Here is a 24,161-nt window from a genome sequence, read left to right as displayed (position 1 = left end):
TATTGATGAATCTATGAATCCCATCATAGCGCCATTAGTTTAGAAACAGATAGACAAAATTTTCCTCAGCGAAAAATAAAAGGGAGTTGTCTAGGCTTTTTCATCTATTACCCACTCCTTGAATTAAAGATTTACATACTTTTATCAGCACTTATGCAAATTTATTAACTTTTAATAACATTTATCATCGAAATGTCTCACGCATTTTCTTGGCAAAAGATTGACCAAATGTAGATAAAGGATTATCGCTGACCATATATGTCCATGTTGCAGATGGCCGAGTTAAACCGACATCAGCCAAATGCGCTCCATCTTCGTCGATAAGCACTTTTTGGAATGTAACAACCGCTTCATCGACTGCACGGTGTACCAGCCTCTTAAACTCACGGACAGCTATTCGGTGATATTCATCTATCGGAGTTTCTCGCGCAACAGCACGCAAATGTATCGATTCACGAACATCGCTCATCATAGCCAAATGCTCACTCCAGCACTGGTCAAGGTGGAAAAGCATAATTTCTCGTGCAGCTTGTTCTAAAACATCTTCCGCGATATGACCAGTCAGTTCTTGAGCGCGCTGCGGTGCTCGTTGCGATAATTCCACCCATGCTTGATCGCTATCGAGCAGCTTGCTCCGACGCTGATCAATAATATGTCGTTGATCAGCAAGTAATTTATTATATCGCCACGTCTGTGCATGGATTTCCAGCAATTGGCCTTCTGTTACTCGTTGACAATGCTCGACCCAATCATAGATGCGCTTTGCGTCTATTCTTCCTTCTTGATCAGGATATGCTGTTATTTCTTCACCAGCCCCTCCGCTTATGAGAACATCATCTTCAAGACTGAGAAAAAATACGGAACGACCTGGATCGCCTTGTCTACCTGCCCGACCGCGCAATTGATTATCCAAGCGCGCTGTACGATGCCGGGAGGTACCTATGACTACGAGACCTCCACGCTGAACTACCTGATCATAGTCTTTTTCATCTGCTCCCCCAAGCCTGATATCAGTACCGCGACCTGCCATTTGCGTTGAGATAGTCACCCGACCAAGGTCACCAGCCTCAGCAATGATGCGTGCCTCTTGCTCATCGTTTTTAGCGTTGAGCACACTTACCTCTATGCCGGCTTCTCGCACCAACTGCGCAAGTTCCTCTGACTGCGCGACATTGAGCGTACCAACCAGAATCGGCTGCCCAGTGGCATGAATCTGTTTAATTTCAGCAACCAGTGCACGCATTTTTTGCTCTTGCGTCGCATATATTCGATCAGGTTCATCAATGCGTACTAAAGGTTGAGCCCGCTCAATGACAGAAACACGCAAATCATAGAATTGACGTAATTGATCTGTTGCTTCTACTGCGGTTCCAGTCATACCACAAACTGTGCCATAGCGATTCATTAATGCTTGAATCGTGATTGTGTCGAGCACTTTGCCACGCTGGCTAATATTTAGTCCTTCTTTCGCCTCTACCGCCGCTTGGATACCATCAGGCCAACGCTGTAAATCAGCAACTCGTCCCTTGGAAGAATCAACAAGAGCTATTTTCCCATCACGCACGATATAATGTACGTCTTTAATCAATAAGGCATGCGCATGTAGTGCTAAATTAACCTGAACTAATGTTGTACCGACGTGTTGTTCGTCATAAAGATTTTCGATGCCCAAATTACGCTCTATGAGCTTTGCTCCCTGCTCATTAAGAAATACATTGCGACGATCCTCATCAACATCGAAATGAATTTTCTCTTTGAGGGCACGTACCGCGTTAGTAATTTTTTCCTGAGGTGCATGGTCATCCTCACTGCCTGCTAAAACAAGAGGTACTAATGCTTCGTCAACTAAAACTGAGTCTGCCTCATCAACCAATGCAATATCGGCACCATGTTGTATGGCATCGCTGCGACTATAAATCAATTGATCACGCAAGACGTCAAAACCTATTTCATTGACTGATGCATAAACAATATCTGCAGTATATGCTTTACGACGCTGCTGCTCGTCCATTTCTTCACTGATAGCTGCTACGCTGCAACCAAAGAATTGCGCTAACGGACCTACCCATGTGGCGTCACGCTGTGCCAAGTAATTATTGACAGTGATTGAATGTACTCGTTTATTCATCAAGGCAAAACCAGTATTGGCCATAGCACCTACGAGAGTCTTTCCTTCGCCTGTTGCCATTTGGATTACATCTCCCTCAAGCAATCTCAAAACAGCCTGCAGTTGGACGTCGAAAGGCACAAGGGACAAAGTGCGCTGTGACGCAATAGATAATAAAGCCAGGAATTGTGCTGGATCAATAAGTTTATCTCCGGCGATACATTCGTGAGCCTGTGCACGTAATTGCTGGTCACTTAATGTTTCTAAGCTGCTGCGTCGTGACTGGGCCTGAGCCACGATGGAAAGACTACGCTTTTGGTTCCTTCCTGAGCGCGCGCCCATCGTTTTCCAGAACCAATCAAATCCAGCCATATAGATTCCATACCTTAATTTGCATTTGTTTCACATTCATTTTTCTCACTGTGAGATACATTGCAACTATAGCAAGAGCTTAATTAAGTAAACATTTCTAAACAGTGCAGAAACAAGTTGAACTGCCTAGACTAATAGGTATTTCACCTCATAAACCTTTAGAAACTACGAAAGAAGAAAATAGTGCATTCAATAAGTGTAAAGGTACCTTCTAGCAAGGGATATCAGATGGCTGGAACACTCGATATGCCTGATACTGAGCCAGAAGCCTTTGCCATTTTTGCTCATTGCTTCGTCGGATCACGTTTTACCCCAGCTGCTGCCCGAACCTCCAAACAACTAGCACAAATGGGTATTGCGTGCTTGCGCTTTGACTTTCCAGGTCTTGGACAATCAGAAGGAAATTTTGCCGAAACATCTTTCAGCGAAAACGTCGAAGATATTATTGCTGCAAACAACTGGCTTACGCAGCATTACTCAGCGCCACAGTTACTCGTTGGACATTCCCTTGGCGGCGCTGCGTCCTTGAAAGCTGCAACAAAAATCAAAAATCTCAAAGCAATAGCTACCATTGGTGCTCCATTTGATCCTGCTCACGCAGTGTTGCACTTTGCTGACCGTATCGGAGAAGTCGATGAAGCAGGTTCAGTAACACTCAACCTTGGCGGTCGTGAGATTGTCATGTCTCGTGAATACCTGGAAGATCTTGCAGAGACAAACGTCGAAAGCTATCTGCCGAAACTAAGAAAGCCACTCCTTGTGATGCATTCCCCTATTGATCAAACAGTGGGAATCGACAATGCCATTAAAATTTACACGCTGACTCGTTACCCTAAATCACTTATTAGCCTCCATAAGGTAGATCATTTGGTGACTCGCCCTGGTGCTGCGCAAGAAGCTGCAAAAATGATTTATACCTGGGTTAAGCAGCATATCGTTCCAGAAAATACCGAATACAACAGCGATGTCATTCCTGAAGGTGTTGCCATTGCTACTTCAACGAAGGCCGGAAAATACACAGATATTATCCGTACTGGTACTCGTATGCTGGAAACGGATAAAGAAAAAGCTCAAGGTGGAAAAAACCTAGGCTATAGCCCTACTTCGCTCATTGTCTCGGCTTTGGCAGCAGCAACTAGCCAGGCTATTCGTCATGCTGCACGGGAAGGAAAAATCACTGGCTTAGATGATGTACAGGTAAGTGTTTCGCGTACACTCAGCAGTGACAACAAAGTACACTTGCGACGAGAAATCACTCTGATTGGTCAATTGACTGATGAACAACGGCAGGAATTGCTTACAGCTGCTTCGCATAATGAGGTACAGGATATGCTTTCGGGCAATACTATGATCCAGGATGAAATAAAGAAGTAGCTTTCTAGTGGCTCATTGTATGCACTGGATAGTAGAAACAACCAGCTGATTAGTTCAATGAGCACTGACTGTTGTAGGCTAGGTTCGTCGTCAATAATCACAGACTCACTGATATATCTGTATATCTGGTTCAGCGTATGTGAAACATTTATGACGGTGCCATCGGGATGTGGCGCAGTTTGGTAGCGCACTTGACTGGGGGTCAAGGGGTCGCAGGTTCAAATCCTGTCATTCCGACAAGTTATTCGAGTGGTTATAGTGTGCTATAACCACTGTTTAGTTTTTCTTTTGTGGGAAATTTATGTATATATCTTTTCACTCTGTACTGAGTGTTGTAGATGTTCTATGGATAATTATGTAACATTTTCATAACACCCCCAAAAAGGTGAAATAAAATCCCATATGGTGAAGCACCATTATTAAACCCTCTGGCGTATATCAGAGGTTTGCCACCACAATCTTGGCTAGGCCTTGAGAATCAATACAGCTAGGTCCCCCTATCACTCCGCCCTTATTCTTGGAACTCACAAAACTGTTTGGGAAGATATTTGGTGCACGAAATCCGTTACACACATGACATTTCTGAGAAAATCCTAATAAATCGTTATCTAGCCGTTGCAATCAAATAAATATACGCATATTATTCTTTCTTGAGCACATACTCCATGCCTTTCCATGCGTTCAGTAGGGATAAGGATAAGAGTGAAGTGTAATGAAAACTTTTCGTATAGTTCTTAGGAGAACACTATGGATTTCCTCCTTCAGGTTCAGGAATTCGTTGAAGGTCCAATTAAGGATCTTTTGGTAAAGCTAAATCTTGGTTCCCTTTTCAACCTCAACCTTCCTGCTGTACCTGCACCAGCACCAGCGCCAGTTGCAGATAACGCAAGCTCAGGAGAGGTTGCTGTTTCAGGAAACAACCTCAACTTCGGTTCTTCTTTTGGAGACATCACCTTCGCTCCTTCTCAGGGCGATAGCAGCACTGAGTTCTTGACCAAAGGCGACACCACTTCTGGTGATACTGAGTTCTTGACCAAGGGCGATACTTCTACTGCTACCGAGTTCCTTACCCGAGGACACTCGCTTGACGCAGATGTGGATGCAGACGTTGATACAGGCGACAAGACCACCAACACTGAATTCCTCACCAAGGGTGATACTACTTCTGGTGACGTAAGCGCTCTTAACAGCACCAAAGGTGACACCGCTGTAGATCTCAAGGGTGCTGACACCATTCAGCCAGAGACTACTGTAACTGGTATCACCGAGCCTAAGACCGACGTAACCGGTATCGCTCAGCCTGACACCGATGTAACTGGTATCACCGAGCCTAAGACCGACGTAACCGGCGCAGATATCCACGATCTCTTGGGTATCCCAGGTCTTCCTAGCCTTCCAGGTTCTGGTGAATAAGCTAAAAATTCTTTAACTCTACATCGAGTTAGATACAACACCAATCCCATGCCTCTGCTTAATGCAGAGGCATTTGATTATTATCATGACCTTTCCCTTTGATTCATCTACAGTCACACTTACTGCCCCTCCTATTTCTCGAAAAGATCAGCCAAAATTTCATAATGAACACCAACGAAAGCGCTCAGCACAGGCTTTCAACCATAATTCGGATTTATACGATGACATTCGTCCAGGCTATCGTGAGGAACTGCTTGATCTACTACCGCGCACGCCACAGAAAGTCATAGATTTAGGCTGTGGAACAGGAAAACTGAGTAGTCTACTAGCAAGCAGGGATCATGACGTGATTGGTATTGATCCCAGCATGGATATGCTACGTGTATTTAGCAGGAAGATGGCTATGCCATGTATCCAAGCCACTGCAGAAAACACTGCTCTACGTGATCACAGCGTTGACGTTATCACGTGTGCACAAACATGGCACTGGGTCGATAGTTCATTAGCTTCAGCAGAATGCGATCGTATTTCGACAAGTAACGCTCGCTTAGTCCTGGCATGGAATAGTCTCGACGTAACAATTCCCTGGGTACATCGCCTTAGTCGTATTATGCACGCAGGTGATACCCTCAAAGAAGGGTTTTATCCGCACGTGGAAACTCCGTGGTCGCTAGCCCAAGAACTGCGATTGCGCTGGAACCACAACGTAGTTCCAGAGGATATAGAGAAGCTGGTACAAACTCGTAGTTATTGGCTACGATCAAATGAACATACTCGTGCAAAAGTTATGCACAATCTGCAGTGGTACCTCTATGACCACCTTCAATACGAAAAAGGGAAGTCAATACAACTTCCCTATCGCTTTGATTGCTTCCTTTATCGGAAACAATGATTGTGCCGCTCTATTTCTTTGATCGGCGTTCTCTAACACGAACCGCAATTTTTACTGGTGTTCCCTCAAAACCAAATGTCTCTCGGAATTTTCGCTCGAGAAAACGTCGATAGCCTGCGTCTAAGAACCCTGTGGTAAACAGAACAATAACTGGTGGGCGCGTTGAAGCCTGAGTAGCAAAAAGCACACGAGGCACGCGTCCTGATTTCATAGGTGGTGGGTTTTGCGCGATAGTAGCGCGTAACCAGTTATTGAGCTGACCGGTAGTAACACGTTTATCCCAATTCTCTAGAGCTTCTATCATATATGGCTCAAGTTTTTGCAGCGCACGTCCAGTTTTTGCAGAGATATTGACTCGTTTTACCCAGGGAATGTGTTTTAGCTGCTGATCGATCTCGCGATCCAACTCCCATCTACGATCCTCATCCATGAGATCCCATTTATTGAAGACGAGGACAAGCGCCTTACCGGCTTCAAGTATCATTCCCAAGACGCGCTGATCCTGTTCGGATACTGGTTCTGAGGAATCAATCATGAAAATACATACCTCAGCTGCATCAATCACACCACGGGTTCGTAGAGACGCATAATACTCATGGCCTTGCGCATTTTTTACTTTTTTACGTAACCCTGCCGTATCAATGAACTTCCACAGATTTTGTTCCAATTGCACTAGCGAGTCAACCGGATCAACTGTAGTACCAGCAACATTGTCAACAACTGAACGGTTTTCTCCCGTTATTTTATTGAGCAACGATGACTTACCCACATTGGGTTTTCCTACCAAAGCTACTCGACGCGGTCCTTCAACAATAGAAGTTTGTCGAGGTTGTTCAGGAAATAAACGCAGCACTTCCTCTAAAACATCAGCGCCACCGCGACCATGCAATGCCGAAACTGGCCAAGGATCGCCTAGCCCCAATGCATAGAATTCTGCCATATCACCATAGAGAGTCTCAGAATCAAACTTATTCGCCACAAGAATCACTGGAACCTGAGAACGCTGCAAATTACGCGCCATGACTGCATCAGTTTCTGTAATACCTACTTTGGTATCAACAACCATGACAATCACATCTGCAGTATCCATTGCTACTTCTGCCTGCCGGGCAATAGCACCATGAATTCCCTTAGCATTTGGATCCCAGCCACCAGTATCTTGCACCCAAAACCTACGACCGCCCCAATCTGAAAGGTAGGAAATTCGATCGCGTGTGACTCCTGGAAAATCCTCCACAACAGCTTCTCGACGACCGATAAAGCGATTAACCAAAGTTGATTTTCCAACATTAGGTCGTCCAACAATAGCAACGGTGCAAAGATTTTCCTCCAAGTGCTGCTGGGGTGACACACCAAAAGCACGCTCTAAATCTTCCCACTGCTCCTCGGTGTATTCTTCACCAAAATCCAATGAAGCAAAGTCATCATCGACATACTCAAAAGTGACATCGGTGTCTTCGTGTTCACCGAACTCATCGATGTCATTAAAAAACTCATCAGACATATGCTCATCACTCATGAGTTGTCCTCCCTGCTTGTTTTTCAATCAAAGTAATTAAGGTATCTATCACTTGTTCTAAGCTAAGCGCCGAGCTATCGACGATAATCGCATCCTGTGCTGGACGTAAAGGTGAAATTGCTCGATTGGTATCTAACTCATCACGACGAAGCACATCAGCGAGAACAAGAGCATAATCAGTCTCTATTCCTTGTGCACGCTCTTGCTCATAGCGTCGTTGAGCTCGAACCTCTGGCGAGGCAGTCAAAAAGAATTTAGCCGGTGCATCTGGTAACACATGGGTACCAATATCTCGACCGTCGAGAATGCATCTACCAGCTTCTTTCGCTAGTTCACGTTGCTTATGTACCAGATTAGTGCGCACTTGGGCAATGGCAGAAACTGCCGAAACATTCTTATTGATCTCCGGGGTACGAATCAACTCAGATACATCGTGTCCGTCCAATAACACTTCCCGTGAGTAAGGATCATCATTAATTGTTAGCGGAAGAGTATGCGTTAATTCAATAACTTTTTGGGTATCAGCGAGGGCAACACCTTGTTGCAGCACATACAAAGTAGCCACCCGATACATTGCTCCTGTATCGAGATATTTTGCCTCGAGTCTTTTAGCAACAGCCCGACAAACAGTGGATTTTCCAGCTCCTGCCGGACCATCCACAGCTACGAGAAGACCGTGTTCTCCAGTATTGGTTATCAAGCTCATCACATATCCACCGCTTTATAAAGACTGGTAAGCTCCGCGTTATTCAAGGCACGGAATGCACCAGGTGTCTGTTCTCCTAGCTGAACAGTATGCAGTTTAGTACGTACCAGGCGCAAAACTGGATAACCACATTCTTTGAGCATACGACGAACAATATGTTTACGCCCTTCATGCAATTCCACACGAATCAACGATTTACCTTGGTGAGTATCAATGATTTGTGCATAATCTGCCTGTGCCACACCATCATCTAATTCCACTCCTTTACGCAAGGTCGTCAGCAAAGAACGATCTGCTTCACCTTGAACAGTGGCAAGATATGTTTTTGAGATCTTATAACGTGGGTGCATGAGTCGGTTCGCTAACTCACCATCATTAGTCAAAAGAATGAGCCCCTCTGTATCTGCATCCAGACGCCCCACATGGAATAGACGCTGCCCTGCACTTATGCGCTCTCCGACGAGATCGCCAATACAAGGACGCCCCATTTCATCGTGCATCGTTGAGTGCAATCCACGAGGTTTATTGAGGATAAAATAGCGATGTTCCTCATTAACATTGACACGCACACCATCAACACGAATGACATCAACATTTGGATGCACCCGCATCCCTTGTTTCATCACAATGTTTCCATTGACCTCGACACGACCAGCATCAATAAGAATCTCAGCATGACGCCTTGAGGCTACACCTGCCTGCGCCAATACTTTTTGTAAGCGAATACCCTCTGAAGAATGTTCAGATCCAGATTGCAGCTCACTGCGCTTTACGTGCTGCTTCTTTGCAGGTTTTGCATGAGAAATGATGAGATCCTGCACGCTTTTTCGCTTCTGCTCAGACCCAGAACCTGATTGCGCTTTCTGCCCTCGATGTGGTCTTTTTGCTTGGCTGTGCGAAGCTGAAATTCGAGTTTTCTTTTCCGGTGTGCCATCTCGGCGAGCGGTATGTTTCACGATAATCCTATCGATAAATATGCGGTTATAAATACTCGCTTATTCTAGTAGAGTATCCTCTCTTTTTCCAGCTGCCCCAGTTGCACCTCGATGAAAGAATATGCGACACCGCTACAGCTGCTCATCAATTCCATCAATATCAGGTAATAATGGTGCTAAATCAGGAAGACGATCCAAGGAATCAATACCCAATTGTTCCAGGAAAAGTTCAGTGGTGACATAATAATGAGCACCATGTGTTTCCTCAGGGATATCAGCTTCTCGAATTAAACCACGCAGCTGCAAAGTACGGATAACACCATCAACATTTACCCCTCGAATAGCAGCTACTTGCGCCCTCGTGGCTGGTTGTCGATAAGCAATAACGGCAAGAGTTTCCAGAGCAGCACGGGATAATTTAGTGTGAGTGCCATCCAGCAAAAACTTCTCTACCACTTCTGAATTCTTTTGCAACGTGTAGAATCGCCAACCTTCATCACTAAAACGCAAATCAATGCCGCTACCACGGTGCACTAGCTCTTCTTGTATCTCTTTTAACACAGCACGCACTGATGCTTCTTCACTATTAGTCACTCGTGCAATGTCTTGGCTACTCACTGGAGTATCAACAACAAGTAAGATGGACTCAACCTGTGATCTTAACACTGATATTTCTTGCATAATCACCCTTTAGTTTACGTAGCACAAGTACATGACCCGTGCCTATGCTCGAACACGTTTTTCAGTCACGATGATTTGAGCATCAATTTCTTTTAGCACATCATCAACAATTACTGGATCAATATGCCGCTCACGACGCGCCTGCAATAATTCCTGTTCTGCAGCACGTAATGCCTCCAAGTGGATACTATTCATCACAACACCAACCTGTTTTATTTTTTCTGCTCGTTCTTCAGCACTGAGCTCTTGGAACTCCTCAAGTTCCATGGTCGAGTTTTCAAGGACTCGTTCGCGAATAACGCTCATCATCTCTTCAGAAATATCATCAGAGTGAGTCTTCATGCTTTCGATTGCTGCTTTACGCGCCCGTTTAACTAAAAGCTCACGGGCTTTATCACCAAAGGGATCAGGGCCAGCATTGAGATTAAGTTTTTTGGTTAACAGCGGTAAGGTCAGTCCTGGAATTACCATTGTTAAAAACAGCACGACCAAAGCAATAACACTTAACTCGTTATAAAGTGTAAAACCCGCAGTAGAAGGCACAGAAAGTACCAGCGCCAATGTAACCAGGCCACGCATACCACCCCAGGTCAGCAAAAGCACCTCTTGGAGTCGTAGCGGAGCTCCTGTACGAGCATTACGTCGAATGTTTTGTCGATAAATGACATAGAGCCATAACCCACGCACCAGAAAAGCTACCAAAGAAAGTACGGCACCAAGCCAAACCGCATGCCATAAATCTGTTCCTACCGCTTCAACTGCACCACGCACAGTCAAACCAATAAGCCCGAAAGCAACACCAGTAAAGAGCAACTCTACTACTTCCCAAAACGCAGCACCTGAAAGCCTGTCCTCTGCTTCAATTTGCACGCGAGAATTAAATTCAATCGCCGCTATGACAATTGCAATAACACCGGATGCGTGTAATTCTTCTGCTGCTATATAAGTAGTAAACGGGATAATCCAGGTAAGAGCATTGCGAGCAGAAGAATTTGTAGACCAGTTAGTGATATATGCACTAATTCTTCCAATGGCAATGCCGAGCATAATAGCGATCACCGCGGAATAGAAAAAGGTGAAAAGTGCTTTGTACCAGGTTATTTTCTCACCCATGGTTAATGCGTGAAGCGCAAGGTTAAATACCACGATGGACGCAGCATCGTTAAATAAACCTTCAGTTTCTAAAGCATTAGTTAAGCGTCGTGGCACGCCGGCAGGCTCTGCAACCGCATCGACAGCAACTGGATCTGGCGGAGAAATCGCCGCACCAATGATAAAAGCACCAGCAATACTCAATGAAGGAACAAGAAGATAAGCCGTAAACCCAATGGTGATCGCGCTAATAATGGTGAGCAGAATTGATAACAATAAAATAAAACGCCAATTATTTCTAATTGAAGACCAACTCGTCCGTCGAGCCAACGCCCATAGCAATGGCGGAATGAAAATTGGGAGCATCAACTCTGCTGGTATTTCTACCTGCGGCATCCAAGGAATGAAAATGCCCAAAGCAATCACAACTGTGAGTAAAACTGGCCAAGGCAGGCGGAATTTATCACCGATAGCAATCATAATCACTGTAGAAAAAAGCAGTGTTATCAACCCGATGAGCACTTCCACACTAAACCTCTTTTCTTGCGATCGAGTCTTACTCAATCATTATCATTTGATTTCATTCGATTTCTGGCAGTAGTAATTGATTTTCTACCATTCTAACGAATTCAGTGCGGCTCAATTGGCCGCTGCCTTCTGGGATACATCCCAATAATTTTATTCCGGTAAGAACTTCCAGCTCAGCTATATTAAGACGCGTTGCTAAATCAGGTTCTGCAGGCATAGAACCACCAATAATCCCTCGTACTGATAGCCCACGATGACGTGCTGCTTCAATTGTTAGCTCTGCACTATTTAATGAACCCAGTCCTAAAGAACTCACGACGATAAGTGGTGCCGATAATTCCTGTGCAATATCTGCAATCGAAAACGTATCTGCGAGACGCACCAATAAGCCACCTGCACCTTCTACCAAGAGAATTCCTGTTTCCCCTAGACGTGCATGATGATCGCGAATCTGTGACATTATCCAGCGAAAGCCAACTTGTGGCAATCCGGCATAACGTGCAGCTAGATTGGGTGCTAATGGATCAGGATACCGAACCAAATCCTGAGCCTTCACTCCGCTTAAGCGCTCAATAGTTACTGCATCACCACTACCATGTACTTCACCAGTCTGAACAGGTTTGAGCACCTCAACAACATATCCTGCCTGTTGAAACTTCACTGCCAAAGCAGCGGTAGCAATAGTTTTCCCAACATCTGTGTTAGTACCGGTAACGATGAAAATACTCATAGCTATGTGTCCTCATCACTTTGTTATCATTTTCTCATGCTCTTCAACAAGGGTTTGTATTGCCGTAATAATTTTTTCTACTTGTTCATGCGTAGAAATAAACGGCGGCATTGTATATATCAGCGTGCCAAAAGGACGTAACCATACCCCTTGTGCTAGGCACACCCTACTGACCATTGCCATATCAATATCCTCTTTGAGTTCTACAACCCCAATCGCACCCAACACTCGAACATCAGCTACCGCAGGAGAATGAATACCAGCTAATCCCTGTTGAAGTTGCTGTTCAATACGTGCCACTTGTGCTTGCCACTGGTTTTGAGCAAATAGCTCGACACTGGCCTTGGCTACAGCACACGCTAGAGGATTTGCCATAAAAGTCGGACCATGCATGAGTGCGCCACCACCTTGTGGTGAGTTGATTGCCTGTGCAATTTCTTCCGTGGTCAATGTAGCAGCCAAAGACATAAAACCACCGGTCAAGGCTTTTCCTAAGCAAAGAATATCAGGGCATACACCTGCTCCTTGAGTGGCAAAAAGCGCACCTGTTCGTCCAAAGCCAGTAGCTATTTCATCAGCAATAAAAACAATTTTATGTTTGTCACATATACGCCGAATACCTTGCACGATCTCTGCATCATGAAAGCGCATACCGCCTGCACCCTGCACAATTGGTTCGATAATAACACCAGCTGTGGTTTGATCAACAAGCGACTCAAACTGAGTGAGATAATCGTCGATTGTTTCTTTATCACTACCCTGTGCAGGCGGTTGTGGGGCAAAAATATGTTCCATAACAAGATCACCCCACATACTGTGCATACCAGTATCTGGGTCGCAAAGACTCATCGTGGCAAAAGTATCCCCATGATACCCTCGACGCCATGTCAAAATTTTCTTCCGCTCAGGTTTGCCCATTGCTAATGCATATTGAAAACAAATTTTCAGAGCAACTTCAACTGCTACAGACCCCGAGTCAGAAAAGAATACTTTGGTCAATGCAGAATCCGTAAGCTCAATGAGCTTTTGCGCCAATTCAATGGCGGGGCGATGAGTAAGACCGCCAAACATTACATGGCTCATCTGATCAATTTGCTGATGCGCTGCTGCTACAAGATGTGGATGTGAATGTCCATGAGCAGCTGCCCACCAAGAACTCATAGCGTCGATAAGCTGTGTACCATCACTGAGCTGCAAATACACTCCTGATGCAGCATGAACAAATAGCGGATCCACTTTTGCGGGTGAACTACTGTAGGGATGCCAAATATGCTGCTGGTCAAATTGCACTAAGGCAATAGAATCATTATCCACAGGCTCTGCCTTCCATATACTTTGACTTGCCCTTAAGACCAATTGGATGAAGCAACAACTGCAGGGTCTACCTCTAGCCCTGTCCAGGAAATGTTCAATTGTCCTAGCGACTCTTCTTGCCCGACATCAATTGCTTTAGCTTTATACAGCTCTAACAAGGCTAAAAACCTACCCACAATGTGCATCGATACCTGGCAGTCTCTGGTAAGAGTATCAAAACTCAGCCACTGATTTTTTCCGATAATTTTAAGGGTATCTAAAATTTTTCCTGCTTGTTCCGGCACAGAAACTGCCACATGATGAATATGGCCTGTAGCCACAGTTTCTGGTGGTTTAGGTCGAAATACGCTAGCAGCTAACTGGGCAAAACTTGCAGGCGTATGTTTTATCTCTACTGGCGGAATAATCGAGGAGAATTGTTCTTCAACACTGACTGCCCGTGGATAGCGTCGTTGAGCGTGTTCTTGCCATGTAGCAAATAAATCAGCGACACTTTTATACGCTTTGTACTGGAGCAATCGAGCAAAAAGAAGATCGCGAGTCTCTAATAGTTCCAGATCTTCATTGCTATCGACCTCACCGCTAGGTACTAACCGTGCCGCCTTAAGGTCAAGTAAAGTTGCCGCGATCAGCAGAAATTCTGTAATTTCATCCAAATCAGCATGCTCACCCAGTTTTTTTGTATAGGCAACAAACTCATCAGTAACTTCCGACAAAGCAATTTCAGTGATCTCTAATTTTTTGGCTGAAATCAACTGCAACAACAGATCAAAAGGACCTTGAAAATTATTCAGAACGATACGAAAACCTTTTTGTGTTTCTTGTGCCTCGTCCTTTTCCTTATGGTCTAGCTGATCTTGAGGAAAATCTACACTGATAGTCATGACTGTCTAATGCCTATCAGTACGCTCAATCACCTCACGCGCTAGTTGGCGATATTGTTGTGCTCCTGGTGAACTAGGAGCCCAGGTGATGATGGGTTCTCCCGCTACCGATGTTTCCGGAAAACGAACTGTTCGCGTGATGACAGTATCGAAAACCTGATCAGCAAAAACCTCTACCACGCGTGACATCACCTCACGAGCATGGGAAGTGCGCCTATCAAACATTGTGACCAAAATGCCAAGAATCTCTAAATTAAAGTTAAGGCGATCACGTACTTTCTCAACAGTATCGGTAAGCAGCGCGAGCCCACGTAGAGAGAAGTATTCACATTCCATCGGGATAATAACTCCCTGAGCACACGCCAGTGCATTCACAGTAAGTAGCCCTAAGGAAGGTTGGCAATCCAGAATAATGAAATCATAGTCTTTCATTACAGGGCGCAATGCTCGAGCAAGAGTTTGTTCTCGACCTACTTCATTAACTAATTGGATTTCGGCAGCTGATAAATCAATGTTAGCTGGTACAACATCTAAACCAGCGACGGCTGTTTTATGGATTGCATTAAAAATGGAAGCATGATGGTCAACCATGAGGTTATATACTGTGATGTCGAGTTCATCATGCGGAATACCTAAGCCAGCCGATAACGCACCTTGAGGGTCTAGGTCGACAAGAAGCACTTTCCTGCCGGCTTCTGCTAAGCAAGCACCAAGGTTGATTGTTGATGTAGTTTTGCCGACACCACCTTTTTGGTTGCACATTGCCAAAATTGTGGCAGGCCCGTGTCGATCAAGTGGCTGTGGTTCCGGGAATTCGCGCAACGGACGCCCAGTCAAACCAACTTTATTGACAGGCGCTCCAAATAAGCCCGAATCACCCATAATCTACCCTTCTTCCTTGACTATACGCAATGCTCAACTTTGCACTATCGATACACCCACATTACACACATCACTACCGATGATTATAAGCAATAAATCACGAAGCGGCACAATAAAAAATTACAGTGATGTCATTAATTCTACAATTATCCACATAAAATATAAGAACAAGAAGGAATATCAAGCTCTAGGGGTTTACTTTGCCCGAGGATGTGCCTCTGCCCATATCTGTCGCAAACTATCCGCAGTAATATGCGTATATATCTGTGTTGTCGTGACAGAAGAATGTCCCAATAATTCTTGAACAACACGTACATCAGCACCCCCCTCTAAGAGGTGCGTCGCATAGCTATGCCGCAACGTGTGCGGTGATATATCCTTGGCCAACCCAGCACGCTGTGCAGTATTTTTCAGAATCGTCCAAGCACTTTGACGCGATAACCTTCCACCACGCTTATTCACGAAAAGTGCATGGCTCTTACCATTACTGAGCACCGGTCTACTACGCACGAGATAACGCTCCACCGCTGCTAACGCTTGCGAACCAATAGGAACAATTCTTTGCTTAGCACCTTTACCAGTAATTTTTAAGATACCAGTTTCCTTTATCCCCGCTATATCATCAAGATTAAGCTGCATTATCTCACTGATGCGTGCACCTGTGCCATACAGTAACTCGAGCAATGCCGCATCACGTAAATCTAATACCGACGCAGCTTCATCAACAGCGATTGCAGTAATAAGCTCCTCTACCTCAGCAATGCTTAACGTATCGGGCAGATGCCTACCACTGTCAGGTACCGCAATATCAGCTGCTACATTAACATCTACTACCCCCTCTGATAATGCGAATTTATGGAATCCTCGCACAACCACCAAAGCCCTACTACTCGACGATGCTGCTAAAGGCGCTATTCCCTGCTCCTTATTCCCTGTACGCAACTCAATGAGATAGCGTTCAATATCTGTTGCTTTGACCTGCGCTAAATCAGTAATTCCCTCGCGCTCTAAAAAGTCACAATAGCGTATTGCATCACGACGATAATTGCTCAACGTATGCTGACTAGCTCCTTGTTCAACCCCCAAATGAGTGAGCCAGATTTTTAATAGACCACGTAGCGCTTGCTTTTTATGAGTCACTAACAATAGCTTTCTTTTTCTCTGGTAACACCAAAACGCCTGATTGTTTCATGTCATCATAGCCTTGCTCACGACGTCGACTAGCTAAACGAGTAGGTTGTACTGCAAAAGCTGATGTGGGCTCCGACAATTCACAACGATTCTCAAGGGCATAATATGCAGCAAGAATCGCAGATACGCTGATTGCATTATAGATCTTCCCCTCGAGAATCAACTGCACAGCTTGCTTTAATGGTATCCACACAATCTCTGCATCTGCTTCTTCCTCGGTAACGTGAGGGCGTGGTACACGAGATAAATCTGTAGCGAAAAACACCCGTACTGCTTCATCACAAAACCCTGGGCTGGTCATAAGGTCGATCAATACATTCCATGTTTTCGCTGCTGCACCTATTTCTTCACGCAATTCCCATTGAGCACATTCATAGGCACTCGCATGTGCATTATCAATCAATCCTGCAGGTACTTCTAATAGACGTCGCGCTACGCTATGTCGATACTGTTCAACAAGTGCAATCGATTCAGTTGCTTTGTCATAAGCAATAATTGCAGCGCCGCCAAAATGTTCAACCACCTGTCGGTAACTCGTAGTGCCTTCTGGCATTGTCACGCAATCATTGCGAACGGCAAAAATAGGCGTCTCAAGCAATAAATCAGAACTGATAACCGAAAACTCAAAAGCCATGGTCATTATTTTTCAGCATCACGACGTTCCAAAGCAGCTGCCATCAACCCCTTGAACAGCGGATGTGCACGATTAGGACGAGATTTATATTCAGGATGAGCTTGCGTTGCCACTAAGAAAGGGTGCACGGTCTTTGGATATTCGACAAACTCAACAAGGTTCCCGTCGGGAGATGTGCCAGAGAAAACCAAATCAGATCCTGCACTAATGCGCTCACGATACTTATTATTGACCTCGTAGCGATGGCGGTGACGCTCACTCACATCGGTTGTCCCGTACAGCTCAGCTACTACCGACCCTTCTGCTAACACAGCTGGATAAGCACCCAACCGCATGGTACCACCTAAATCTGCGTTACCCGATACTGCTTCTTCCTGCTCTTGCATCGTTGCAATCACAGGCTCAGTGGTATGCGGATCAAACTCTGTAGAAGATGCATTGTTAATACCTGCATGACGAGCAGCTTCCAAAACAGTACACTGCAAACCAAGGCATAAACCAAGCAGAGGTATATGGTTCTCACGGGCATATCGGATTGCGCCAATTTTTCCCTCAATACCACGAATACCAAATCCACCAGGAACTACCACTGCATCAACATCGGCAAGTTGCTCATGGGCGCCACGATCTGTTTCACAGCTATCTGACGTAACCCAGATGATTTCAGCTTTCACATGGTGAGCAAAGGCAGCAGCACGGATTGCCTCTGCAACAGAAAGGTATGCATCGGGCAAATCAATGTATTTACCGACTAAAGCCACTTTTACTACTGAGCGAGGATTATGCACCCGAGTAAGCAAGTCACTCCACGCAGTCCAATCAACATCCTGGAATGGCAATCCCATTTTTCTGATGATAAAGGTATCAAGGCGTTCCTTGAAGAGCACCTCAGGGATATTGTAGATTGATGGCGAATCAGGGCAAGAGATCACCCCATCATCTTCGATATCACACATCAATGCTATTTTCTTTTTAAGATCTAGGGGCACCTCACGATCACAACGAAGTACCACAGCATCCGGCATAATACCGATAGAACGCAGTTGTGCAACGGAATGCTGAGTAGGTTTCGTTTTTAATTCACCTGAAGGTGCCAAGTACGGCACGAGAGAAACATGAATGAAAAAGATGTTTTCGCGTCCGACTTCTTGGCGAACCTGTCGTGCAGCTTCCAAAAAAGGCTGAGACTCAATATCGCCAACAGTGCCACCAATTTCGGAGATAACAATATCAGGACGATTGCCTTGTTCATCCGGCTGCGCCATAGCAAGAATACGTGATTTAATTTCATCTGTAATATGCGGAATAACCTGCACGGTCTTTCCAAGAAACTCACCACGACGCTCTTTGGCAATCACTGTGGAATAGACTTTTCCAGTAGTGACATTAGCGTTTTTTGTAAGATTTCGATCTAAAAAGCGTTCATAATGGCCAAGGTCAAGATCTGTTTCTGCCCCATCTTCAGTAACAAAAACCTCACCATGCTCAAAGGGATTCATTGTGCCCGGATCCACGTTGAGATAAGGATCAAGTTTTTGCATAGTCACGCTCAAACCGCGTGCAATCAATAACTGACCCAAACTAGCTGCTGTGAGTCCTTTACCTAGAGAGGAAACAACGCCTCCGGTCACAAAAATAAACTTTGTTGTATGCTCACTATTGCGCTGAGGCATATGGCTTTCCTTCTCTCTATCACAATCTTTACTTGTATAAATTTTGCCAAGGCACCTTACAGTACAGGCATTATGTGTTATGTATGTCCTTGCGGAAAATCTATATAAATAAAGAAAACCGTAGGTGCATACAATAACCTACGGGCTTTCAGTCTAACATTACTGAGCACAGATTTCAATTACTCAATAGAAAACGGCTTGTTAGCTTTCAGAACGCTGCTCTCACTGAAGTTGATCACTTGCGTTCGATTGATGTGGCACAGGTGATGTAGCATCAGCATTTGCTGCAGCCCCATAAGCTCCAACTTGCCCTTCTAGCTGTTCGCGCAGTGCCAATACACTTGCAATCCGTCCCCATGCGCGGTTCACTGAATCAACAGAGGAAACTAAATTGCCTTTATTTTTTTCAGAACGGACAATACCAATCGCTCCAGTATCGCTTGCTGTGTTAATCTCACCAGCCATAACAACTGCTCGGCTACGACTCTTAAGAGCCTGCGCAAATTTAGCTTGGGCATGAGCCGTATAAGAATTTCCACTGCCATCATCATTGCCTAACACAATAATCGCAGCTTGAGCTGGCAAAATAGTACCCTCTTGATATTCCAAAAAACCAGCTTCTTTTAGACTATCCAACACAATTGCGCGTTCTTCATTGGTTGCCTGAGCAGCATTATCAGCAGAAAGCATTACTGCACTACCAAGAGATTCGCCAGAATGCGTCCCAGCATCACGTTGTTGCACAGATAACTCTGCACCTGCAGGCAGCGTATTCGATACGATATTTTTTAGACTATCTGCACCATCTTGGTTAAAGAACTTATCCTTAAGCTCAATAACTCCCGCTTCCCTTGCCTCAGCAGCGTCAAGCAAGCCACGCAGTGCATCAACATCATTCTGATTAGCGTCGGGAGCAACAAAAAGCATGACCGCTTGGTCTTTAAGCGTAGCAGCAACTGTTGATAATGATAAGGTATCGATAAAGGTATCGGCACTGCTTGCTTGTGCTTGTGCAATATCCAATTGCTGCTGAGCTTGATCAATATGTGCTGTTTGTTGTGCCTCATGTTGATTAGCACCATCGGCAAGATTAGGCGCTAATGCAAACACACCTAATGCAATTCCTCCAGCAAGGCCAAAAGCTAAACCGGCAATCACACCACCAGAGTTTTTATTTCTACCTGTCATGCAGCACCTACTTAAAAAAACCTTGAACAGTTACGGCAATGTTATTCCATGTATCAATGAGATTATCAACAAAAGAACCATTTCCGTTAAGTCCGGCAATGAGAATAATGACTGCCACAAGGACTAACAAACCAAAAAATGCCCATAGCCACCCCACTCCTGCACTTGAACGCACTGTATAGAGGTGAGATATAGCTGAAGCGTCGACAAGCTTCTCACCTAGTTTGGTTCGAGTGATCAAGGAAGAAGGCATAGCCGAGTCTTTACCAGCAAAAATTGCATCCAAATCAAGAGGAGCACCTGCATTAACAATCAATTCTGCACCATGATAATCAGCAAGCAACAATGCTAGATCGGTAGCAGAATCTATTGCTGCTGGGAAAGTCATTGCTCCAATACCAAGATCTTGAATACGATCTAGTCCTGCTGCGTGTCCATCTGGTTCTGCAGGAAGAATCACTTGCGCTCCGCTACGCAAGGCTTCAGCACCTATTCCTGATGGATCTCCAACAATAAGCTCAGGAGTATATCCCATGTCCACAAGAGTATCCGCAGCAGAATCCACGGCAATAATAGCTGGTTCATATTCACGGATGAAATTGCGCAACTGATCAAGCTGTTCCTTAAAACCAGCTCCGGGACTAACAACCAGAACTTTTCGATGCGCTAAAAATTTTCCTGAATCCGGAATCCCCAAACCATCGATAAGCAAAGGCGCTTCAGACTGAATGAACTGAATTGTGTTACCAAAGTAGGCTTCCATATGGTCTGTCAAAGATTGCTGTGCGTCAACAAAAATTTTGTCAGCAGACTCTAATTCTAAGACGTTACCAGCAGCAATGGTTTTGTCACCATAGAGCAATTCGCCTTGCTCTGTAAGGAGGATTTTTTTACCATCCTTAAACTTGGACCAGATCTCTTTTCCCACTCCTTCAACAAGCACAATGCCTGCTTCGAGCAACATTTGCGGACCAAAATTAGGAATCGCACCTGTAGAGAATTGCGCTGTATTGACCACGGCAATTGGTTTCTCATCAATGAGATACTGCGCAAAAGACCTCGAAATATCTGGGCAATCAATAACGGCAATATCACCTGCAGCAAATTTTTTCAGCCCTTTAGAGGTTGCACGACAATCGCGGGCTGTGCCAGAGATACCCGGAATATCAGAAGTACGCGAGAACAGACTCATGCTCCCTATTGTCTATAAAAAAGTTTTCCTATCGTGGCAGACGCGCAGAAAAAGTAACATTTTTCCTTACATTTTCAGACTCTTTCTCATTCCTGCAACTTCAGTTTGTGCTTTCTGCAGTAATTCTTTAGCATGAGCTCGCCCTGTATCAGTATCGTCCAGACCTGCCAACATACGTGCCAACTCTTCAACTCTTTCTTCATCGCTGAGGGTAGTGACCACTGAACTAACTGATTCATCCCCTACTTCTTTAGAAACATGTAAGTGAGTATCCGCAAACGCTGCTACCTGTGGCAAATGCGTTACGACGATCACCTGATTCTTCGTCGCCAAGCGGGCAAGTCGACGCCCAATTTCCACTGCTGCTCTGCCACCAACACCAGCATCAACTTCATCAAAAACTAAGGTATTACCGTGATTTCCCGCAGATAAAATCACCTCTAAGGCAAGCATTACTCGAGAAAGCTCACCACCAGAAGCTGAGTTATGTAATGGTTGCGGCGCCATAGCTGAATTAGCAGCTAATTGAAACTCCACCTCATTACATCCGTACTTATGTAAGTCAGTATCAGTTAGTGCAACATGAAAGATAGCTTTTGGCATAGATAACCCATGTAGTTCTTCGGTCACTAACTCCGCAAGTTGCTTGGCTGCTGCACGACGCTTCTCAGTTAAGCTAGCCGCTTTTTCCTTGGCTTCAACATAGGCAGCATCAACCTCCTGTTTTAGTTTTTCCAATGCTTCTGGAGAAGAATCTAAACTAGCTAATTTGGTTTCAGCTTTAGCTAACCATGCAAGAACCCCATCAATATCAGGAGCATATTTTCGAGTAAGCGTTTTTAACTGTTGTTGACGAGTCAAAAGTTGTTCTAATTCCTGAGCATCAGTAGGCAAGTGCGATAAAAAAGTACCTAGCTCTGCTGATACTTCACCAAGAATAACTCGAGCTTCAGCAAGACGAGACGCCAACTGCCCTAATTGAACATCATCAGCTGAACTTAGAGCAGCTTCCGCTTGCCCCAATAAATCTGAAGCTGCCGATTCCCCATTATCTGGAAAATCGCCGAGAGAATCAGAACCATCAAGCGCTACTAATGCTTGAGTAGATGCTTCTCGCAGTTCATCAGCATCTTGTAAACGTCGAATCTGCTCTACTAGCTCTTGTTCTTCACCAGGTTGAGGATCAATATCCGTTATTTCCTTGATAGCGTATTCTAAGCGATCAGCTTCTTGTGCCAATTGCATACGAGACGCAGTACGTTTTTCTAGATCTCGCGATAATTCCCGCCAGCGGAAAAAACTTTCCTGATAGGAAGATACTAATCCCTTTATGCTTGGGTCTAGGCGATCAAGTGCATCACGCTGTTTATCAGAATTCAATAGTCTGAGCTGATCATTTTGCCCGTGAATAGTTAATAGCTCAGTGCTAAATTTTCCTAAATGCGCAGCAGGAATCGCTTTACCGCCCAAATATGCTTTAGAACGTCCACTTGCTTTAACTACTCTACTTGCTAGATATTCTCCATTCTCATCAACAATTGCCCCCAATTGCTGTGCATACTCATCAATTTTCCCTGCTTGGTCAGCATTGATCCCCTCAAAGCTAAAAGTGCCATCAACCACTGCTTGTTCGCTACCTACTCGAACACGAGCAGAATCAGCTCTGCCACCAGTCAATAATCTTAGACTGGTGATGATCATCGTTTTACCTGCACCAGTTTCACCAGTGAGGACACTAAGCCCCTTACTTAGTTCCAATGATGCATGAGGGATGACACCTAAATTTTCAATCGCAATTTCCGCGAGCATACTGAACATAGTACAGCATGAAAAACAATCATGCGAAAATATGTGCGAGAATTTTTACGCTTTATCATTTGCCATTGATTCATTGATCCGATGATTCAATAATGAATAGCAATGGTTTTTAATGCGAGTTATTAACGCCACGCCAGCCTTCTACCGGTAGGTGCAATTTACGCACTAAACGATCAGTAAAAGGCAAATTATCCAAACGAATCCATTTCACATCACGCGCACCACGACACACTTCAACTCGTGAACCTGGTGGCATACTAATTCTGCGGAATCCATCCATAACCGCAGTAGCAGTATTGGTCGTCGCTGCGCTTTCTATGGCTACTGTCGAGGCCGGACTCACCACTAGAGGCTTCGTAAAGAGAGCATGAGCATTATTCGGCACAACAAGAATGGCATCAAGTTCCGGCCATAGGATGGGGCCTCCTGCAGAAAATGCGTATGCAGTCGAACCGGTAGGCGTCGAAACAATAACGCCATCACAACCATAAGAGCTTACTGGTCTGCCGTCGATACCGAGAATCGCATCAAGCACTCCACTTTTATTGCTATTTTCGATTGATACCTCATTGAGCGCCCAACTTCTACCAATGACATCATTATGCTCATCGCGCACAGTAATATCTAAGGTCATACGTTTTTCGATCCGATAATCTTCTTGCGTCACCCGAATTACTGCCTCATCTAACACATCTTGTTCCCATTCCGCAAGGAAACCAATGTGCCCCAAATTGATCCCTAGGACAGGTATATCCGCATGATGAGACAAATCAGCTGCCCGCAAAAAAGTGCCGTCACCTCCCAGCACCAGGACTAATTCAATTCCATCAGTTGCGTGTTCATTATGTGGCACTTGCGGAAAATGTTTGAGCACCGGATGATCAGCAACACCTGGATTGTTATCCGGCACAACAATGCGCACACCAATACGTGCTTCATCCAGCATAGTTGCAGCTAGAGCCGCAGATTCAACATTAGTGGCTCTGCCACAATGCGGCACTAATAATACTTCACGCTTTTTTTGTGCAGCCATCTG

At 44.9% G+C, this 24,161-nt stretch carries 20 protein-coding genes and 1 tRNA gene; 4 read left to right on the top strand and 17 right to left on the bottom strand.

Annotated elements, in window-relative coordinates:
- Positions 1–184: 184 nt before the first annotated feature.
- Positions 185–2,479 (bottom strand): accessory Sec system translocase SecA2, encoded by a 2,295-nt coding sequence (gene secA2, locus FQV43_RS04910; protein WP_146339231.1) that lies wholly within the window; start codon positions 2,477–2,479, stop codon positions 185–187.
- 183 nt (positions 2,480–2,662) lie between these two features.
- Between secA2 and FQV43_RS04905 the strand changes: the two genes are divergently transcribed.
- The 4 genes from FQV43_RS04905 (at position 2,663) to FQV43_RS04890 (ending at position 6,158) form a co-directional block, all read left to right on the top strand.
- On the top strand, positions 2,663–3,853 hold the full coding sequence (locus tag FQV43_RS04905; RefSeq protein ID WP_144272853.1) for an alpha/beta fold hydrolase: 1,191 nt from the start codon (positions 2,663–2,665) through the stop codon (positions 3,851–3,853).
- Positions 3,854–4,016: 163 nt separating this feature from the next.
- Positions 4,017–4,090: transfer RNA gene (locus FQV43_RS04900), tRNA-Pro, on the top strand.
- A 510-nt stretch (positions 4,091–4,600) separates the two neighbouring features.
- Positions 4,601–5,266, top strand: coding sequence for a hypothetical protein (locus tag FQV43_RS04895; protein ID WP_144272852.1), 666 nt, complete (start codon positions 4,601–4,603; stop codon positions 5,264–5,266).
- Positions 5,267–5,351: 85 nt separating this feature from the next.
- Complete coding sequence (locus FQV43_RS04890) at positions 5,352–6,158, top strand: class I SAM-dependent methyltransferase (RefSeq protein ID WP_146339229.1); 807 nt, start codon at positions 5,352–5,354, stop codon at positions 6,156–6,158.
- Positions 6,159–6,168: 10 nt separating this feature from the next.
- On the opposite strand, the gene der is transcribed toward FQV43_RS04890, so the two are convergent.
- The 16 genes from der to FQV43_RS04810 form a co-directional block, all read right to left on the bottom strand.
- Positions 6,169–7,677 (bottom strand): ribosome biogenesis GTPase Der, encoded by a 1,509-nt coding sequence (gene der, locus FQV43_RS04885; protein WP_246846972.1) that lies wholly within the window; start codon positions 7,675–7,677, stop codon positions 6,169–6,171.
- Positions 7,670–8,383, bottom strand: coding sequence for a (d)CMP kinase (cmk, locus tag FQV43_RS04880; protein WP_146339227.1), 714 nt, complete (start codon positions 8,381–8,383; stop codon positions 7,670–7,672). The genes der and cmk overlap by 8 nt, the downstream gene beginning before the upstream one ends.
- Positions 8,383–9,204, bottom strand: a complete 822-nt coding sequence (locus FQV43_RS04875; protein ID WP_371710935.1) for a pseudouridine synthase — start codon at positions 9,202–9,204, stop codon at positions 8,383–8,385. The genes cmk and FQV43_RS04875 overlap by 1 nt, the downstream gene beginning before the upstream one ends.
- 246 nt (positions 9,205–9,450) lie before the next feature.
- Positions 9,451–9,999 (bottom strand): SMC-Scp complex subunit ScpB, encoded by a 549-nt coding sequence (gene scpB / locus FQV43_RS04870; protein ID WP_146339223.1) that lies wholly within the window; start codon positions 9,997–9,999, stop codon positions 9,451–9,453.
- Between the two features lie 42 nt (positions 10,000–10,041).
- On the bottom strand, positions 10,042–11,619 hold the full coding sequence (locus FQV43_RS04865) for a sodium:proton antiporter (RefSeq protein ID WP_144273412.1): 1,578 nt from the start codon (positions 11,617–11,619) through the stop codon (positions 10,042–10,044).
- Positions 11,620–11,671: 52 nt separating this feature from the next.
- Positions 11,672–12,349, bottom strand: coding sequence for a dethiobiotin synthase (gene bioD, locus FQV43_RS04860; RefSeq protein ID WP_146339221.1), 678 nt, complete (start codon positions 12,347–12,349; stop codon positions 11,672–11,674).
- A 15-nt stretch (positions 12,350–12,364) separates the two neighbouring features.
- Complete coding sequence (locus FQV43_RS04855; protein WP_146340410.1) at positions 12,365–13,681, bottom strand: adenosylmethionine--8-amino-7-oxononanoate transaminase; 1,317 nt, start codon at positions 13,679–13,681, stop codon at positions 12,365–12,367.
- 14 nt (positions 13,682–13,695) lie between these two features.
- Complete coding sequence (locus FQV43_RS04850; RefSeq protein ID WP_146339219.1) at positions 13,696–14,547, bottom strand: ScpA family protein; 852 nt, start codon at positions 14,545–14,547, stop codon at positions 13,696–13,698.
- A 6-nt stretch (positions 14,548–14,553) separates the two neighbouring features.
- Complete coding sequence (locus tag FQV43_RS04845) at positions 14,554–15,429, bottom strand: ParA family protein (protein ID WP_144272844.1); 876 nt, start codon at positions 15,427–15,429, stop codon at positions 14,554–14,556.
- Between the two features lie 195 nt (positions 15,430–15,624).
- The gene (gene xerD, locus FQV43_RS04840; RefSeq protein WP_146339217.1) at positions 15,625–16,569 is read right to left on the bottom strand and encodes a site-specific tyrosine recombinase XerD; all 945 of its coding nucleotides are present in this window, start codon (positions 16,567–16,569) and stop codon (positions 15,625–15,627) included.
- Positions 16,559–17,254 (bottom strand): NUDIX domain-containing protein, encoded by a 696-nt coding sequence (locus FQV43_RS04835; protein ID WP_146339215.1) that lies wholly within the window; start codon positions 17,252–17,254, stop codon positions 16,559–16,561. Before FQV43_RS04835 ends, xerD begins: the two co-directional genes overlap by 11 nt.
- Positions 17,255–17,259: 5 nt before the next feature.
- On the bottom strand, positions 17,260–18,927 hold the full coding sequence (locus FQV43_RS04830; RefSeq protein WP_146339213.1) for a CTP synthase: 1,668 nt from the start codon (positions 18,925–18,927) through the stop codon (positions 17,260–17,262).
- A gap of 222 nt (positions 18,928–19,149) precedes the next feature.
- On the bottom strand, positions 19,150–20,115 hold the full coding sequence (locus tag FQV43_RS04825) for a copper transporter (RefSeq protein ID WP_146339211.1): 966 nt from the start codon (positions 20,113–20,115) through the stop codon (positions 19,150–19,152).
- Between the two features lie 7 nt (positions 20,116–20,122).
- Entirely contained in the window at positions 20,123–21,316 is a 1,194-nt protein-coding gene (steA, locus tag FQV43_RS04820) for a putative cytokinetic ring protein SteA (RefSeq protein WP_146339209.1), read from the bottom strand.
- A 57-nt stretch (positions 21,317–21,373) separates the two neighbouring features.
- Positions 21,374–23,116, bottom strand: coding sequence for a DNA repair protein RecN (recN, locus tag FQV43_RS04815; protein ID WP_146339207.1), 1,743 nt, complete (start codon positions 23,114–23,116; stop codon positions 21,374–21,376).
- Between the two features lie 118 nt (positions 23,117–23,234).
- Positions 23,235–24,158, bottom strand: a complete 924-nt coding sequence (locus tag FQV43_RS04810; protein ID WP_144272837.1) for an NAD kinase — start codon at positions 24,156–24,158, stop codon at positions 23,235–23,237.
- Between the last annotated feature and the right edge of the window lie 3 nt (positions 24,159–24,161).

Source organism: Corynebacterium sp. sy039 (assembly GCF_007904105.1).
GTDB lineage: Bacteria > Actinomycetota > Actinomycetes > Mycobacteriales > Mycobacteriaceae > Corynebacterium.
The sequence above is the reverse complement of the archived record's forward strand: the minus strand, read 5'-3'. Positions and strand labels throughout refer to the sequence as shown.